Below are 15,265 nucleotides of genomic sequence, written 5' to 3'. Positions count from 1 at the left end.
CCCTAGTCACCTTCTTTCTACTTTTTCAAAATCGGAATTCAAATTTAATATTTCTGTTAACCCTGTAATATCGAATAATCTTTTTAATCTTTTAGATACACCGATAAACTCTAGTTTTCCATCATTTTTCTTAACTGCTTTTAATAGCGCTATAAAAACACCTAAACCAGTACTATCCATATAATCTACGTTATGAAAATCTACTACAATATGAACCTCTTTTTCACTTGTAATAGGCATTACCTTATTTTTCAAATCTGATGCCGTATACGCATCAATCTCACCATTAAGTTGTACCGTATAACCTACATCATTTTGCAAAATATTTATTTCCAAATTCATCATTTCCGCCCCCTTATCTCAAACTTTTACTATTTAATTACCCATAAAAATTAGTTTTAAACATATTTTTTATTTTCATTATAAATAAATTTTCTACACCTTTCTCGGCTTAACACTTAAAAAATACTACCGAACGTTTAAACCTTATAAATTTGTGTATGTATAATGTATAAACATTATTTTTAGGGGGATCTATCTATGGAAGAGCACAACTTTAAAAAGGGAGATTTCGTTCAATTTTCTTATCGACACGATCATGCTACAACGTTAGTTGGTTCCATTATTAACATACTAACAAATACAATTGTAGTTGATATAGGTAATAGCGAGGACTTATCTCATATAGAGCCAAGGCAAGTCGTAAGAATAAATAATTGTGAAAAAGTAACGATGGTTTAATACATAATAAAAAGTGTAATTTCAATGAGCGGGGGCCTTCATCCCCCGCTCATTCCTATGCAGATTACATTAAAAAAGCATCCAAATTAGTTTAATTGGATGCTTTTTTATGTATATTTATCAGTTCATTCACTTTATAGTTATATATAATAAACTTAAGATTACTATTCATTATCATACTTACGCTTTCCGTAGCATTCTAGAGAAGAATGTAACGATTAAAATAAAGACGATTGCACCTAATAACGCTGGAAGAACAAAAATGCCTCCCCATTCAGGACCCCAATGACCAAATAACGCACTACCTACCCAAGATCCAATTAAACCAGCAATTACATTACCAACTATACCTAAAGGAAAGTCTTTCCCCGTAATCATTCCAGCTAACGCACCAATAAGTCCACCTACAATACACGTAATAATAAGTCCCACAATTAAACCTCCTATATTGTTTTTATATTTGATTTATCAAGCTTTGGTATGTAACCAAAGCTTGATAAACATGTATTATTCTTTATTATCCAATCCATCACTTATCTTTTGTTTCACTTTTCCGACTTTTTCTTTTATCGTTCCCTTCGTCTTCTCCCACTTCCCTTCATTTTTCAACTCTCTATCTTCTGTAACTTCACCAATTCCTTCTTTTACTTGTCCCTTTTTCTTTTCAACTTTACCCGTAATTTGTTCTTTTAGCCCGCTCTCACTCATATTTCCAATCTCCTTTTCGTAATAGATTTATAGATTTAAAGGATACAAATTTAAAGAGAATATGTGCATCTTCTTTCTTGTAGCCATTCACCGACTCTTTCTAAATCCTTAACGAATAACAAGATTTTTCCTTCATCCAGCTTTTCTTCATAAAAGTTAGCTTCTTCCTCATTAAGTCCTAACTCCTGCATCTTATTTCTTAACTGATCTCCCGTTTTTTGAAAGACATTAATAATGCTTGTCCCAAGTCCCTCCTCTTTTATTCCAATTGTATTCACGTCTGCATTATCTGCGATTCTATCTGTCCTTTCTTTCTCATGTGTTAATACGTAAATATCTTTTTGGTCTATTCCTTTCTTCACGAGATCATTCGCCGCATTCATGACCTCTTTCTCCGTAATAAATTCATATACAAAAGGTTTACTATACTTCGTTTCCATCTTTAACTTCCTCCTTTAAAATGAATTATTTGTTATATTATATGTAGTACACCTATTTTCGAAATGTTAAACATAAAATATGAAAAAATTATCTGAGTTTTGATTTTGATAGAGAAATAGCAGTGTAATTTCCCACTATTATTTTCAAATGTAAAACATCACACATTACCCCTTACAATAACTACCTAAATTAACAGAATATTGTTATAATTAAATTGAAAGAGGGGATAAAATGAAAAAAATTACTTATGTATGTGCTCTAACCGTTCTATCTTTCAGCTTAATTGGTTGTACAAGCACCTCGACTACAGATAAGGCTTCACCAGCTACACAGGAACATACACAAAATAGCATTCACTTAAACTCCACAAATATTATAGACATTGAAATACTTCGAACAAGCAATAATGATATTTCCAAATCTCAAACAGACAATGAAGAAATGATAAAACCTATCGTTTCGGCAGTTCAAAATGGAACCTCGAAAACAATTACATTAGATCAAAAAAAGAAACAATCGGCACATTCTACTATAACCGTTACATATAAAGATGACGCAAAAGAAGAGTTTCTTGTCTGGATCGATAATAAGGAGCAAATTACAATCGCTAAAGATGAGAAGAAAGGTAAAGTAGAAGCTGTGACATTAAACATGAAACACTCTAAAATGATGAAAGATTTCTTTAAAAATGATAAAACGTAAAAAGGATCTCCTTTAAGGAGATCCTTTTTCTCTTTATACAATTTGCTTTATACAAGCAAACGAAATACATACTATTGTTATGCTCCTTATCATTCGAAGAAGAAATATTAATTATATATTATGGAGACGGTTATTTACTCTCTAATTATATGACTATCGTTAATATTGATTTGCTAAATCGTGCTGTCCTATGTACCGATGATGACACTAAATTTTTTTATATAGTTGATGTTAAGTAAAGGAAGTAGCTTTACATCCTACTTCCTTTACTTAACCATTTCCATATTTATACTTTTATAAAATCTATTTAAGGTCTAATTTTGCTAAATCATGTTGTAAAACATTATTTCCTTCTTGTGGATTAAATACGATTGCACTAAGACCAAAAACATTCGTAACAACATCTCTATCATTTGGATGAATTATTCTTACTTCGTAAGCAAAAAGTCCTGGAGGAAGAGCTGCCGAACGAAAAGTAACATATTGATTAGGTGCTAATGTTCGTGTAGAAGGATCTACTAATGGTAACAATACAGGAGAACCAGATGACCAATCAAACATTTCAACAGTTACTCTATGAGTATCATCTGGATCAACATTCATAGCATCAACAGTAAGAAATAAAGTAGCAGAATGTCTACGTAATACACCCGTTGATAACGTTTCATTGTAATTTTTACAACATTTTTTAGAAGAATAACCATAGCCATAACTCATATCAATTTCCCCCTTTCATTTACAATTAAGGACAAGCATTCCTTATAATATATAATGCTATTATTATTTTATTGAAAGGTATAATAGCGGAATTTCATCTATATTTTCTAATATTTAAGTTTACGTTTGTTCACTCGTATTGAAAATAAAGTGAAACTTTAATCAGTGGGGGTTTTGTTCATCCCCCACTGATTATTAGCCTTCACCAATCGGGCGTTTACAGGCAGCCCGACAAATAGCGGGATAAATTTTATATCATTCTTGTCCATGAACTAGTTCCTAAAAGGTCCCTTTTCTACAATAAAAAAAAGAGCTGTCCATAAGTCGGTTTCACCAACTTATGAGACAGCTCCTCTTCACTTCACCTTATTTTATCGATGAATCCAAACTGCACCTGCAGACTTGTCTTCTGCTTGGCCTACTACTTCAAACTTTAATCCTAGTTTCGGCAACTTACGTCCTGCATCTGGAATCACGCTGTTGATATACTGCTTAGAATCATCAAATTTCGCAACACCTGGTAATCCTTTATAGTCAAAGATACCGCGAGTTGGCGAATCTACTCTCCATGCTGGTGTTTGATCGAATGAGAATGCAGCATCAGCAATTTGATAACGCGTACTGCTCTTCACAGTCGGTTGTCCATTTAATGTCCCTACGATTGCCTCTGGATGAGAATCTACTACTCCTAAGAATCCTTCACCTGGATGAACCCCTACCCAGTTATCTGTAAAGCTTTGATCCGCATACCATACAACCATTCCTGTATTAAATACTGGACCACGCGCATGTTGTAAAGCCGTGTCAGAACCAGCGTAATTTCTCCACTCTACATAGTAGTTATGTTTCTTCTGTTCAAATCCGTTAGACACCGTAAATCCTTTTAGTGTCATTGCTGGTTGGCCTTCTGCATCATCTGAGAAAACAACTTTTCCATTTACAGTTAATGCAGCATTATCTAATGCAAATCCTTTATAAGCTACTGCGATATCTGTTAAATACTCAAATTGCAGTTTTACTTTTTTCCCTTTGAATTGGCTTAAATCGTATGATTTATCAACCCACTTACCATCAGTTGTATCCACGCCGCCTTTTACATCTTTTTCGCCCATTCTATCAATGCGTGTCTTCGTTCCATCTTCTGCAATCGCATATACGTCAAGGAAATCATACTTCGCTTCTAGTTCGTAGAATGCCTTATAATCAAACTTAGCATCCGTTGCATTTGTTAAGTCAAATACTGGTGTCTCAAGTGTTGTATGAATGTCATTTCCTTTTGTGCTGTAGTAAAACTTCTTACCAAATGCCGATTCGATATTTTTAATATCTTTGTCCGGTAAGTTAACACGAACGATTCCTGGTCGTTTTGATTTTGTAACACTTTGATCTAAATATGTTGCAACACCGACTCCCGTGCGAAGTTTATCGTAATCTACCTCAACGATATTCGCCCAATTGCCCTTCATATTCTTTTGGAAAAACTCTTTATTTTGTGGTGAGAAACTTGTTGGCTCTGTTCCTGCAATTTTTCCAGCCCAACTACCGCCACTCATAATAGACCAAGACTCAACAGGTTCACCTTGCCCTGAGTACTTCGTATCGTACTCATCTGGTAATCCTAAATCATGACCATACTCATGCGCAAACACACCAACCGCTCCATCTTCAGGCTCGATTGTATAATCATATGCAGCCATCTTTCCGCCCCAATTTGAAACAGAAGATTTTGTGCCATCAATCGCATATGGTTTTGATCCAAGTTTTGAACGATGAGACCAAATTGCATCATCTTTCAATTTACCGCCACCAGCTTCTTGACCAACACCAGCATGTACAACCATTAAATGATCAATAATGCCATCTGGCTCGTTTTTATTTCCATCACCATCTTGATCGTATTGATCAAATTGATCATAGTCTGCTAAATTGATCCCTTTTGCTACCGCTGCTTTTAATGCTTCTTTCACAAAATCGCGTGGCCCTAAAGGACCTTTGTTATCATGACCAGTTCCAGCATCCGCACCATAGTCTGAAGCTTTTCCTGGAACAGTAAGCCATTCCGTTACAGTTCCATCAACTGTGTAGCTACCACCAGATTGTTCTTCATAATATTGTTTAAATGTGTTAATCTTCGATCCGTCAAATAACGTAAACGGTTCATCACCAAATAACATTTTTTGATAATGTTCACGATTGAAGTCCTTAGAATACATGTATCCTGGCTCTTGATCAATATTGTTATGCTTAAAATCGCTAAATTCTACGAGTAAAACAAGTACTTTATCTTTTCGGACAGCTCCATTGTACTCAGCTTGCTTCGCTGATGTAGTAGGTACTTTTCCATTTAATTTCCCTGGATTTAATCCTGCACCTTGTCCAGCTACTGGTCCTACTTCTGGCTGCTGCGCCTGTTCATTTTCCTTCATTTTTGAATCTTTTACTTTTTTCATAAAATCAGAAGCTTCTTGCGTAAGACTATCTCCTGTCAAGACTTCTTTCCCAGGGTTTTCCCCTTTCTTGTTCTCAACATACTTTTCAACAGCCTTTGACGTCTCAGCTTGTGATGCAGATTGATCAATTACGCCCCGTTGTTTTAGCGCTTCTGCCAAACGCTCCTCCGGTATTAAATGCTCATCTATCGGTAGAGATGATGGCGCATCAGCATACGCCGCATGACTTCCAAAAGCAAAACTACTACTTAGTACTGCCGCTGTTGCTAAAACTGATAATGGTTTTAACTTCTTATCCTTTTTCAATGCATTTCCTCCCCAGTGTCTGCAAATTATCGTTTTTTTGTCGATAACAACATAATATTCTTTATAATACGAATATTCAATCTTTTTCAACAACCAAAATGTTGAGAAATATTTTTTGTGCAGGATGAAATACGTAAGATAGCAAAATACAAAGGTTCTGCTTGTTTATGTTTTTTAAATTTTGCATATAACCATAAAGTGGGATCACTTGTTCTTTCAAATTGATAGCGATGGAGTAAAATGCTTATTTACAATACTAAGGAAATACAACATACAAACAGGCTGTTATTTGTTTTAAGTACAATAGTCATACTTGCTCGATGCACTTATTTTTTGGCAATAAATAAATGATCACCATCTAAGGAATCTTATTTATATTCTAATTACCTTTTAAATTATCGGAAAATTATTGAAAAAGTTTTTTCTTACTATCTATCACTCTAACACACTTAATTTCTTGCTAGTATATACATATCAATATACAAATAAATATAGTAGAAAGCGAGGAGAATTATGGTAAGTCATCTAAAACCAAAAGATATAATCACACAACTTTTAAATAATTGGTATCAAGAGATACGTGCCCAGCACCTAAAAGAAGCAAAACATTTAAAAACAGAGATTGATACACACATAAAAAGTATTAATGAAGATCCAAATTTACTATTCCATTACTCACTTCTTACTTTTCGCTTTAAAGTTTTGCTCGATCATTTAAGCATCACACCCACAAGCTTCCAGGCAATTGATTCACTGGATATACCAAAAAATGAATCGTTGTCTTATTATTATCACTTTTTCAAAGGGATTCATGCCACACTAATTTCCAACAACAATGAAGCCTGGGAATACTACGAAAAAGCCGAAACACTATTACAACATATTCATGACGATCTTGAAATAGCCGAGTTTAGCTATCGTTTTGCTAACTTCTATCTTCATACCTATCAACCTCTATTAGGAATTCAACATGTGACTAAAGCTAAAGAAATCTTCTCTAAACATAATGGCTATGAAAATAATGTTGCCGCTTGTGAGAACTTATACGGTTTAGCATGTATTAATATAAAACAATTCCCTGTAGCAGAAGAAAAATTTAATTCTGCAATAGATATTTTACGTAAAAATAATGAGGATTCCCTAATATTAAGAGTCCGCAATAATTTAGGTTTTTTATATAGTAGCCAAAACTTATCCGCTTTAGCAATTCGACACTTATCAGAAGTAACAACTAAAACTCCAGAGCATTTTAGGGCCATTTTTCTTAAGGCTAGAGAACATTTAAAGATTGGGGAACTTGAACAGTCGGCCGAGTTAATCGAACGAGGATTAGCAATTTGTGAGAAGCTAGACAATAAAGAATACCTATATCATTTCAAACTTTTAGATTGTATAAATAAAGGTGTTTCGGCTGCTATTCTCGAAGAATTATCTTTGGAAGCTATCTCATTTTTCGACACACAACAACTCTATACTTACACACAAGAATACACTGAAAAATTAGCAATCAAGTTTTACGAAGAAAGCGACACTGTAAAAGCTAGTAAATACTTTTATATTAGTCATCAAGCTAAAGAAAAAACTTTTGAAAAAGGAGCGTTAAAATAATGAAAAAACTTTTTGGAACGATTTTAGGTTTATCACTTTCAGTTGCATTATCTATTGGATTAGCATTCCCTTCACAATCAGATTCTAAGAAACAAGTTGATTCGACTAAATCTAGTACAATTATGTACATGCAATCAAGCCACGGTGACTCCTGGTAATACAAAGAGTTTTTTATCTGTTACCATCATTAATTAGGAAAAGGGCACTCCCTCAATGGAGTGCCCTTTTCCTAATTAATAGACAACATATAGCAGACTACTTATTAACTTCAGCCCATTTAACCTTGAACTCCGCACCGAAATCATTTGCGCAACACGTTCGAAAATATAAATCTATGATGTTAGAAACAGACTAATCATCTGTTCTTGTTGTTTCAATTTCATACTAAAAAGGAATGTATTGTATCATGTTGAAAACATAATTTATAACTAAATCGATTTACTTTCATTTACTTTTAAATAAAGATTAAAGAGAGCTTTTAAATCCATCTTTATTCTAAAGCTACAAACGAGCATACATTATGCTCGTTTTTCAATTGGTAGTTTAAATGTAAAAGTACTGCCTTCCCCTAATTTACTTTCAACGGTAATTTCTCCTCCATGTAGTTCGACAATCCATTTTACCATCGACAATCCTAAACCTGTGTTTCCCATGTTTGAAGATGTTCGTGCTGCATCAACTCGATAGAAGCGTTCCCATATTTTCGTAATATGTTGCTCGCTGATGCCTATGCCATTATCGGAGACTTTACCTATTATGTTCGTTCCATCACGGCATAGTTGTATATTCACACTACCATTCTCTTTACCATAAGCAATCGCATTCGTTAATAAATTCATTAATAAACGCATCATCAATGTTTGATCTGCTTTAATAAACAGGTCTTCCTCTATATTTGTTGTTATATCAATCGAGGCTTCTTGAACCATTAATGAAAGCTCTTCTACAACGATTTCCGTTAATTCACTCATATTGATACATTCAAATTGAAAAGTATCATGCTTTCCTTGATCAACTCGTGCTAATAATAAAAGTTGCGAGATTAACGAGGACATTTTACGTGATTGCCTTAAAATTACTTCTAAAGATTCTTCCATTTCTTTCGGATTATTCCTCTGCGATAAGGCGTATTCGCATTGCGAAATAATCACAGATGTTGGCGTTCTTAATTCATGAGATGCATCAGATGTAAATTGTTTTTCACTTTCAAATGATTTCTCCAATCGCTCAAACATGTTGTCAAAGGTTTGTGCTAAATGATAAATTTCGTCTTTCGATGAACCTTGTAAATTAATCCTCTTCGAAAGGTCTTTACCATCACCAATTTCACTAGCTGAATCACTCATTTGTTTCACAGGTCGAAACGCTCTTTGCGTAATAAAATATCCTCCCACTGCCGCAATGAGAATAAGTAATGGGAAAGAGATGAGTGTTACCACGATAAGCGTATTCATCGTTGATGATAATTGGTTCATCGTCATTATTCCACGAACCCAGACTTGCTCATCGCCGCCTACGTTATGGAGAAAATCATATACGATCCATTCTTTATTACCATTTTTAATGGTTTGTATTTCATCGGATTTAAGCGATATCTTTTTATTAAAGCTTGTTGGACTATTTCCTGCCAGTAGCTCACCTTGCTTACTATAAATGAGGAGATTTACTCCATCTTCTAAAGTTTCAAACTCATCGTCAATCTTTAACTGCCCATGCTTATATTTGATATCTTCCATGCTTTCTTTTACTGTGCTCTTTAATTGATTTTTCATATTAAAAAGCACAACTTTATCTGAAGAAGCTAAAATAAAAGCTAACACGAGTGCCATAATAATTACAATTAACCCCGTATACCAAAGGGTTACTCTCATTTTTATTGATAGTTTTTTCATGACTCTACTCGCAATACGTAACCAGTGCCTCGTACTGTATGAATTAACTTCGTTTCAAACTGACTATCAATTTTTTTACGAAGGTATCGGACGTAAACATCAATAATATTTGAGCCACCTTCATAGTCGTAATTCCACACATGTTGCTCAATTTTATCTCGTGTCAACACAACTTCTTTATTACGAATCATATATTCTAAAATAGCAAATTCTTTACTGGAAAGATTAATAACCTGCTCTCCCCTTGTTACTTTATGCATATTGCAATCCACCACTAGATCAGCAATTTCAAACACATTAGAGGTATTCCCTGTTTTTCTTCGCATCAACACTCGAATTCTTGCTAATAGTTCATCAAAAGCAAATGGCTTTACTAAATAATCATCCGCACCTAAGTCGAGTCCTTTTACGCGATCATCAATTGTATCTTTAGCTGTAAGAAGCAAGACAGGAGTTGTATTATTGTCTGCGCGTAATCTTTGTAACACTTGTAACCCATCTATTCGGGGAATCATAATATCAAGCACAATCAAGTCATAAGTAGCCATGCTTATATAATCCAAGGCATCTGCTCCATTCCCACATCCATCGACACTATAATATTCTGCATTTAATCGTTTTACTAATATATTTTGTAAGTCTTGTTCATCTTCGACAATAAGAACTCGCATTAGCATCCTCCTTTTTTCTTATTATATATATCACTATAGTTCCAAAACATTAAAGAAAGATTAGAAACGATTTAATTATATCATTTTATTTTTTGGCACATTAATCTTCCTTTAATGTTTGTTCAGTAATATAAAGGCAAGGATAAGGTGCTCAATTAAAGGGAGGAAAACATAATGAGAAACTGGATGATAATTGGAGCAATGTCTTGTTTATTCTTAACAGCTTGTTCTACTCAATCTGATAACAATACAGAAGTACAACAACTGAAAGCGGAAAATGATAAATTACAAAAAGAAGTTGCTCAACTACAAAAAGAACCAAACAAAACAGAGCCTGCTACGAATGATACGAAGCAAATACAAGATTTCAAAAATGAAGTCTCATCTATTATAGAAAAGGCACATAACACAAAACCAGTTGGAGCAAAAGAAGAGGACTTAAATACGTACTTAGCAGCAAAAAAAGAAATTGACCAATTAGATGACAAAATAGATTTATCTGATAATCAGCTAGAAGCAGATTATCGCGCTGGAACGATAACTGTTGAACAATATCAAACACAAGAAAGAGAACAAGATATACTGGAAGATCAATTAGAGCAAGCAGAAAATGCACTTGAAGCAAGATTTGGAATAGATGATTAATCATTAAGGAGTGAATGAAAATGTTAAAACATAAAAAGAAAATAATGATAAGTGTAATTGCTACTTTAGTAATTGGTATTGCTATTGTTGGTGGATATTTTGGTATGGGTTACAATTATGCAAAAAAGAATGACAACTACACAGAAAAACAAGTTCGTGAAATTGCTTTAGCACAAACAAATGGAGAAATTATTCATGTGAAAAAAGAATTTGAATTAGAAGATGACAACTTAACACAATCTCAATTCGAATATGAAGTGGAAATCAAGACACCTGATAATCTATTGAATGTTTTAAAAGTTAGCGCTAGAACAGGCACAATAGAAATCGATCACGAAGATTAAAAAATATAATTAAGCAACGTGAATTCCATATTTTTAGGAACTCACATGATGGCATTCATGTTAAAAAACAAAAAAACTCTAACTAATTCGTCATGGCGATTTAGTTAGAGTTTTTTTGTTTGAAGTATTCACGAGTATCTACCCTTATCTTTTCAGGTAAAACAATATCAAGTTCTTTATCTAACCATGCAAGAGTCTTTTTACGAAGAAACTCACGCATGTGTTCTTCTGCTTCAAGCATTACTAAGTTAATTGTACAAGAAGAATTGCTAGGTTCACAAGAATTGCAAGCCTCGGCCTCGTCTCGATATAGTAGACCATTCTGTACAATATTTTTACATTGAAAAATAGGTTTTGGACCTTCGACAGCTTCTATTACATCCCAAAAAGAAACATCTTCTGGAGACTTAGCTAACCTATACCCGCCCTTTACACCTGGGACAGAATTTACAATGCCAGCTTTAGATAATTTACCGAAAACTTTTGAAAGAAATGTTTCAGAAAGCCCTTGGAACTCTGCCAAATCTTTTATTCCGACACTTTCCTTGGAAGGAGTGTTAATTAAATAAACTAGGCAATGCAAGGCATATTCAACCCCAACACTATACTGCATATACAAATCACCTGCTTTTTATTTTAAGGGTTATCAAATTGTATCTTAGGACCATTTAGAATTTTAGTCAAATAAAAAAAGGCTCTTTTCGAATAGTATGTATTTCGTTTGACAAAAATAATTTCAGAGCTTATATTAAAGACAAAATTAATCGACGATTAACTTTGTCGACAATTAAAACGTAAAAACTTTTAAAAAGGGGAAATACAAATGAACAAAACACTTATCATAAACGCACATCCAAAAGTGGATGATACATCATCAGTCAGCATTAAAGTTCTTAACCACTTTTTAGTATCTTATAAAGAATTAATTCCTAATAATGAACCGATTGAACAAATTAATTTATACGATGATATAGTACCAATGATAGATAAAACTGTTTTAAGTGCATGGGAAAAGCAAGGAAATGGACAAAAGTTAACTGATGAAGAACAAAAAGTAACAGAGCGTATGTCCGAAATTTTACAACAATTTAAAAGTGCAAATACGTATGTTATCGTATTACCTTTGCACAATTTTAATATTCCATCAAAGTTAAAAGATTACATGGACAATATCATGATTGCACGTGAAACATTTAAATATACTGAAACTGGATCAGTGGGACTACTTAAAGATGGAAGAAGAATGCTTGTTATACAAGCAAGTGGAGGAATCTATACAAATGATGATTGGTATACAGAAGTGGAATACTCTCATAAATATTTAAAAGCAATGTTTAATTTCTTTGGTATTGAAGATTATCAAATCGTTCGTGCACAAGGAACAGCAGTACTAGATCCAAATGAAGTATTACAAAATGCGTATAAAGAAGTTGAAGAAGCAGCTTCTAGATTGGCTAACAAATAAAATTTTTCACTGGAAGAATGATGATTATAAATAAAGATCCCCTCCACCTTAAGGCAGAGGGGATCTTCTAATTCCTATTTCAAACTACCCGCAATCTCCGTAAAGATAACTCCAAGCGCATATGCACCTGCATCTGGATAGCCTAAACTTCTTTCACCAACTGTACCGGCGCGGCCCATGCGAGCTACGATTTCTTTCGTGTACTCTGCTCCTTTAACGGCTGCTTCTGCACCTTTTTCAAAGGCAGTTTTCATGTCTACTTCGTTTGAAGCGCTAGCTAACCAAGAATCCACACATGGAGCAAGTGCATCAACAAGTGTTTTATCACCAACTACTGCACCTCTACCGAACGATCTTTCACCGATAGATTGTATGCCTTGCAGTGCTGCTTGCAACATTTCAGCAAATTCTTTCACTGTTAACTCACGCTTCTCGCCTGCTGCTTTACTAGCTGCGCGGAATGCACCGCCCCAAATTGGACCAGATGCGCCGCCGCAATGTTCCATAATAATCATGGAACAACCGTCAAGGAATGATCCGATCGTTACATTTTCTTGTTCTACAATAGAATGCCACTCACGTTTTAATTGCTTAAATCCTTTCGCAACACTCATTCCGAAGTCGCCGTCACCTGCATGTGTATCTAACTCACAGAACGGTACTTCATTTTTAATAATAATGTCGCTCATTTTATCAACGAGATAAATCATGTTGTTTAATGTAATGATATTATCTTTAATCACAGCGTGCTCTTCCGCTGTTTCTATTTCAAATGAAACTTCTTTCTCTTCTGCCTCTTCAAGTACATTCACGTACTCTACACTTTCAACTGGTCCATCTACTTTGAACGCTGGTGTATTACATTCTTTCGATAGTAATGTTTTTAGCTCATCATCTAACTTCATCACTGTTAAAGACATACCAGCCATATCAATACTCGTCATATAGTTACCGACGAATACTCTATTAATTTTAATGTTTCTAGCAGCTAATTCTCTCGTAACTGCGTTATTAAATAAGTATAGTTCTTGCAGTGGTGTACCACCAAAACCATTTACTAGAAGCGCAATTTCCTCGCCATCTTTTACTCCTAAATCTTTTATTAAATCATTTGTCATACGGTTAGCTAACTCATCAGCTGACATCGTTTTTTCACGCTTAATTCCTGGTTCGCCGTGAATACCAACGCCGTATTCCATTTCATCTTCCGCAAGTGTGAAAGTAGGTGATCCGCTCGCTGGAACTGTACAAGAAGTTAACGCTAAACCGATTGTACGCACGTTAGCCGCTGCTTTTTCCGCTACAGCTTTCACCGCGCCTAAATCCATACCTGCTTCCGCTGCTGCGCCGGCAATTTTATGAACGAGAATAACGCCCGCAACGCCGCGACGTCCTACTGTGTATAGACTATCTTCTACCGCAATATCATCGTCAACTTTTACGTAATCGACTTCAATTCCATCTTCCTTCGCTAAATGCGCACCGTTTTTGAAATTCATAATATCGCCGCTGTAGTTTTTAATAATTAATAACGTACCTTTTTTACTAGCTGTCTCTTTAATTGCTTGATATACCTGAATTTGCGAAGGAGAAGCAAACACATCTCCGCACACTGCCGCATCTAACATTCCTTTTCCGACTAGTCCTGCATGTGCTGGCTCATGACCACTACCGCCGCCACTAATTAACGTTACTTTGTTTTCGTTCATTTCTTTCTTCTTAATTACTTTATATTTTTTCAAAAGCTCAAGCTCTGGGTGAGCCATAACCATCCCGTTACACATTTCCATAACTAATGTTTCTGGTTTGTTTATAATCTTTTTCATTGTGATTCTCCCTCAATTCCTTTAATATATTGTGATATATTTGAAATCTTCTTCTTACTAACCATGTTAAAATGAAAGCGTTTTATAGTAAACGGACAAAATGGACAATCTGTCTAAAGACACCGCTCTCATTTATAGATAGGATTTTTATATTACTACATTCTAGGGATGATTCAGATGACCTCTTCTATAATTTCTAAAAAGATAATCGCGAACTCATTGAAATATTTAATGGAAACAGAGTCGTTTCATAAAATATCAGTAAGCGATATTATGTTACACTGTCAAATGCGTAGGCAAACTTTTTATTATCATTTTAAAGATAAATTTGAACTATTAAGCTGGATTTATAGAGAAGAAACGAAAGAAAACATTATCGACTTTCTCGACTATGAAACGTGGGAAAACATTTTCGATTTATTATTTGATTACTTTTATGAAAATCAAAAATTTTACCGAAATGCGTTTAAAGTCATTGAACAAAACTCGTTTAATCACTATTTATTTGAGCATACGAAAAACTTATATATGAAGATTATTGATGAACTATCCGTGAGCTGTGGATTCAGCCTTTCTGACGAGACAAAAAATACGATTGCCTCCTTTTATAGTCACGGCTTCGTTGGAACGATAAAAGATTGGATTGAAAGCAAATGCGAAGTAGATCCTTCCATTATGTCTTCTCTCATGAAAAATATGATCAACAATCAATTACTACTATTACTGGAGCAATCAGCAAAGTAATTAAA

At 34.4% G+C, this 15,265-nt stretch carries 18 protein-coding genes and 1 pseudogene; 9 read left to right on the top strand and 10 right to left on the bottom strand.

What is annotated here, in order from left to right:
• Positions 1 to 6 precede the first annotated feature (6 nt).
• Positions 7 to 345: an anti sigma b factor antagonist RsbV gene (gene rsbV / locus MHH42_RS05010; RefSeq protein WP_002106052.1), complete on the bottom strand. Its 339-nt coding sequence runs from the start codon at positions 343 to 345 to the stop codon at positions 7 to 9.
• 195 nt (positions 346 to 540) lie between these two features.
• Here rsbV and MHH42_RS05005 point away from each other — a divergent pair, with 195 nt between their 5' ends.
• Positions 541 to 741 carry a hypothetical protein gene (locus MHH42_RS05005; RefSeq protein WP_029442044.1) on the top strand — a complete coding sequence of 67 codons (201 nt, stop codon included), beginning with the start codon at positions 541 to 543 and terminating at the stop codon, positions 739 to 741.
• A gap of 180 nt (positions 742 to 921) precedes the next feature.
• Here MHH42_RS05005 and MHH42_RS05000 read toward each other — a convergent pair whose 3' ends face one another.
• From MHH42_RS05000 to MHH42_RS04990, 3 genes are all read right to left on the bottom strand, one after another.
• A complete protein-coding gene (locus MHH42_RS05000) occupies positions 922 to 1,173 on the bottom strand; it encodes a GlsB/YeaQ/YmgE family stress response membrane protein (protein WP_000522903.1) in 252 nt (83 codons plus the stop codon).
• 75 nt (positions 1,174 to 1,248) lie between these two features.
• Entirely contained in the window at positions 1,249 to 1,449 is a 201-nt protein-coding gene (locus MHH42_RS04995) for a CsbD family protein (RefSeq protein ID WP_000004263.1), read from the bottom strand.
• 50 nt (positions 1,450 to 1,499) lie between these two features.
• Positions 1,500 to 1,889, bottom strand: coding sequence for a general stress protein (locus MHH42_RS04990; protein ID WP_000448810.1), 390 nt, complete (start codon positions 1,887 to 1,889; stop codon positions 1,500 to 1,502).
• A 232-nt stretch (positions 1,890 to 2,121) separates the two neighbouring features.
• Between MHH42_RS04990 and MHH42_RS04985 the strand changes: the two genes are divergently transcribed.
• Positions 2,122 to 2,592: a hypothetical protein gene (locus tag MHH42_RS04985; protein WP_340892957.1), complete on the top strand. Its 471-nt coding sequence runs from the start codon at positions 2,122 to 2,124 to the stop codon at positions 2,590 to 2,592.
• Between the two features lie 71 nt (positions 2,593 to 2,663).
• Positions 2,664 to 2,831: pseudogene (locus MHH42_RS04980) on the top strand (YolD-like family protein); the annotation flags it as partial.
• Between the two features lie 64 nt (positions 2,832 to 2,895).
• Here the strand turns inward: MHH42_RS04980 and MHH42_RS04975 are convergent.
• Positions 2,896 to 3,309 (bottom strand): hypothetical protein, encoded by a 414-nt coding sequence (locus MHH42_RS04975; protein ID WP_000120220.1) that lies wholly within the window; start codon positions 3,307 to 3,309, stop codon positions 2,896 to 2,898.
• 371 nt (positions 3,310 to 3,680) lie between these two features.
• On the bottom strand, positions 3,681 to 6,065 hold the full coding sequence (locus tag MHH42_RS04970; protein WP_087949083.1) for an immune inhibitor A domain-containing protein: 2,385 nt from the start codon (positions 6,063 to 6,065) through the stop codon (positions 3,681 to 3,683).
• 513 nt (positions 6,066 to 6,578) lie between these two features.
• On the opposite strand from MHH42_RS04970, the gene MHH42_RS04965 reads away from it, so the two are divergent.
• Together MHH42_RS04965 and MHH42_RS04960 are read left to right on the top strand one after the other, a co-directional pair.
• The gene (locus MHH42_RS04965; protein WP_000253567.1) at positions 6,579 to 7,673 is read left to right on the top strand and encodes a response regulator aspartate phosphatase; all 1,095 of its coding nucleotides are present in this window, start codon (positions 6,579 to 6,581) and stop codon (positions 7,671 to 7,673) included.
• A complete protein-coding gene (locus MHH42_RS04960) occupies positions 7,673 to 7,831 on the top strand; it encodes a hypothetical protein (protein ID WP_000732343.1) in 159 nt (52 codons plus the stop codon). Before MHH42_RS04965 ends, MHH42_RS04960 begins: the two co-directional genes overlap by 1 nt.
• A gap of 360 nt (positions 7,832 to 8,191) precedes the next feature.
• Here the strand turns inward: MHH42_RS04960 and MHH42_RS04955 are convergent, their stop codons facing one another.
• Both MHH42_RS04955 and MHH42_RS04950 read right to left on the bottom strand, forming a co-directional pair.
• Positions 8,192 to 9,565 (bottom strand): sensor histidine kinase, encoded by a 1,374-nt coding sequence (locus MHH42_RS04955; protein WP_000736484.1) that lies wholly within the window; start codon positions 9,563 to 9,565, stop codon positions 8,192 to 8,194.
• On the bottom strand, positions 9,562 to 10,236 hold the full coding sequence (locus MHH42_RS04950; protein ID WP_001264540.1) for a response regulator transcription factor: 675 nt from the start codon (positions 10,234 to 10,236) through the stop codon (positions 9,562 to 9,564). The genes MHH42_RS04955 and MHH42_RS04950 overlap by 4 nt, the downstream gene beginning before the upstream one ends.
• Positions 10,237 to 10,410: 174 nt before the next feature.
• On the opposite strand from MHH42_RS04950, the gene MHH42_RS04945 reads away from it, so the two are divergent.
• Positions 10,411 to 10,881 (top strand): hypothetical protein, encoded by a 471-nt coding sequence (locus MHH42_RS04945; RefSeq protein WP_001246840.1) that lies wholly within the window; start codon positions 10,411 to 10,413, stop codon positions 10,879 to 10,881.
• Positions 10,882 to 10,901: 20 nt separating this feature from the next.
• Positions 10,902 to 11,225: a PepSY domain-containing protein gene (locus tag MHH42_RS04940; protein WP_000912147.1), complete on the top strand. Its 324-nt coding sequence runs from the start codon at positions 10,902 to 10,904 to the stop codon at positions 11,223 to 11,225.
• A 100-nt stretch (positions 11,226 to 11,325) separates the two neighbouring features.
• Here the strand turns inward: MHH42_RS04940 and MHH42_RS04935 are convergent, their stop codons facing one another.
• Entirely contained in the window at positions 11,326 to 11,838 is a 513-nt protein-coding gene (locus MHH42_RS04935; RefSeq protein WP_001200345.1) for an RrF2 family transcriptional regulator, read from the bottom strand.
• Between the two features lie 210 nt (positions 11,839 to 12,048).
• Here MHH42_RS04935 and MHH42_RS04930 point away from each other — a divergent pair, with 210 nt between their 5' ends.
• Positions 12,049 to 12,690, top strand: coding sequence for an FMN-dependent NADH-azoreductase (locus MHH42_RS04930; RefSeq protein WP_001044357.1), 642 nt, complete (start codon positions 12,049 to 12,051; stop codon positions 12,688 to 12,690).
• A gap of 74 nt (positions 12,691 to 12,764) precedes the next feature.
• On the opposite strand, the gene dhaK is transcribed toward MHH42_RS04930, so the two are convergent.
• Entirely contained in the window at positions 12,765 to 14,516 is a 1,752-nt protein-coding gene (gene dhaK, locus MHH42_RS04925; RefSeq protein WP_340892956.1) for a dihydroxyacetone kinase subunit DhaK, read from the bottom strand.
• Between the two features lie 177 nt (positions 14,517 to 14,693).
• Here dhaK and dhaS point away from each other — a divergent pair, with 177 nt between their 5' ends.
• Positions 14,694 to 15,260, top strand: a complete 567-nt coding sequence (gene dhaS, locus MHH42_RS04920) for a dihydroxyacetone kinase transcriptional activator DhaS (RefSeq protein WP_000204220.1) — start codon at positions 14,694 to 14,696, stop codon at positions 15,258 to 15,260.
• Positions 15,261 to 15,265: the final 5 nt, after the last annotated feature.

The organism is Bacillus sp. FSL L8-0099, from assembly GCF_038006385.1.
Lineage (GTDB): Bacteria > Bacillota > Bacilli > Bacillales > Bacillaceae_G > Bacillus_A > Bacillus_A toyonensis.
Note: the sequence above shows the minus strand (reverse complement) of the source record. Positions and strands in the feature narration are given on the sequence as shown.

What these genes read in the sequence shown, in the direction of transcription:
- rsbV (WP_002106052.1), bottom strand. Translation starts at nt 345, where the DNA reads ATGATGAATTTGGAAATAAATATTTTGCAAAATGATGTAGGTTATACG.
- MHH42_RS05005 (WP_029442044.1), top strand. Translation starts at nt 541, where the DNA reads ATGGAAGAGCACAACTTTAAAAAGGGAGATTTCGTTCAATTTTCTTAT.
- MHH42_RS04995 (WP_000004263.1), bottom strand. Translation starts at nt 1,449, where the DNA reads ATGAGTGAGAGCGGGCTAAAAGAACAAATTACGGGTAAAGTTGAAAAG.
- MHH42_RS04990 (WP_000448810.1), bottom strand. Translation starts at nt 1,889, where the DNA reads ATGGAAACGAAGTATAGTAAACCTTTTGTATATGAATTTATTACGGAG.
- MHH42_RS04985 (WP_340892957.1), top strand. Translation starts at nt 2,122, where the DNA reads ATGAAAAAAATTACTTATGTATGTGCTCTAACCGTTCTATCTTTCAGC.
- MHH42_RS04975 (WP_000120220.1), bottom strand. Translation starts at nt 3,309, where the DNA reads ATGAGTTATGGCTATGGTTATTCTTCTAAAAAATGTTGTAAAAATTAC.
- MHH42_RS04965 (WP_000253567.1), top strand. Translation starts at nt 6,579, where the DNA reads ATGGTAAGTCATCTAAAACCAAAAGATATAATCACACAACTTTTAAAT.
- MHH42_RS04960 (WP_000732343.1), top strand. Translation starts at nt 7,673, where the DNA reads ATGAAAAAACTTTTTGGAACGATTTTAGGTTTATCACTTTCAGTTGCA.
- MHH42_RS04955 (WP_000736484.1), bottom strand. Translation starts at nt 9,565, where the DNA reads ATGAAAAAACTATCAATAAAAATGAGAGTAACCCTTTGGTATACGGGG.
- MHH42_RS04950 (WP_001264540.1), bottom strand. Translation starts at nt 10,236, where the DNA reads ATGCGAGTTCTTATTGTCGAAGATGAACAAGACTTACAAAATATATTA.
- MHH42_RS04945 (WP_001246840.1), top strand. Translation starts at nt 10,411, where the DNA reads ATGAGAAACTGGATGATAATTGGAGCAATGTCTTGTTTATTCTTAACA.
- MHH42_RS04940 (WP_000912147.1), top strand. Translation starts at nt 10,902, where the DNA reads ATGTTAAAACATAAAAAGAAAATAATGATAAGTGTAATTGCTACTTTA.
- MHH42_RS04935 (WP_001200345.1), bottom strand. Translation starts at nt 11,838, where the DNA reads ATGCAGTATAGTGTTGGGGTTGAATATGCCTTGCATTGCCTAGTTTAT.
- MHH42_RS04930 (WP_001044357.1), top strand. Translation starts at nt 12,049, where the DNA reads ATGAACAAAACACTTATCATAAACGCACATCCAAAAGTGGATGATACA.
- dhaK (WP_340892956.1), bottom strand. Translation starts at nt 14,516, where the DNA reads ATGAAAAAGATTATAAACAAACCAGAAACATTAGTTATGGAAATGTGT.
- dhaS (WP_000204220.1), top strand. Translation starts at nt 14,694, where the DNA reads ATGACCTCTTCTATAATTTCTAAAAAGATAATCGCGAACTCATTGAAA.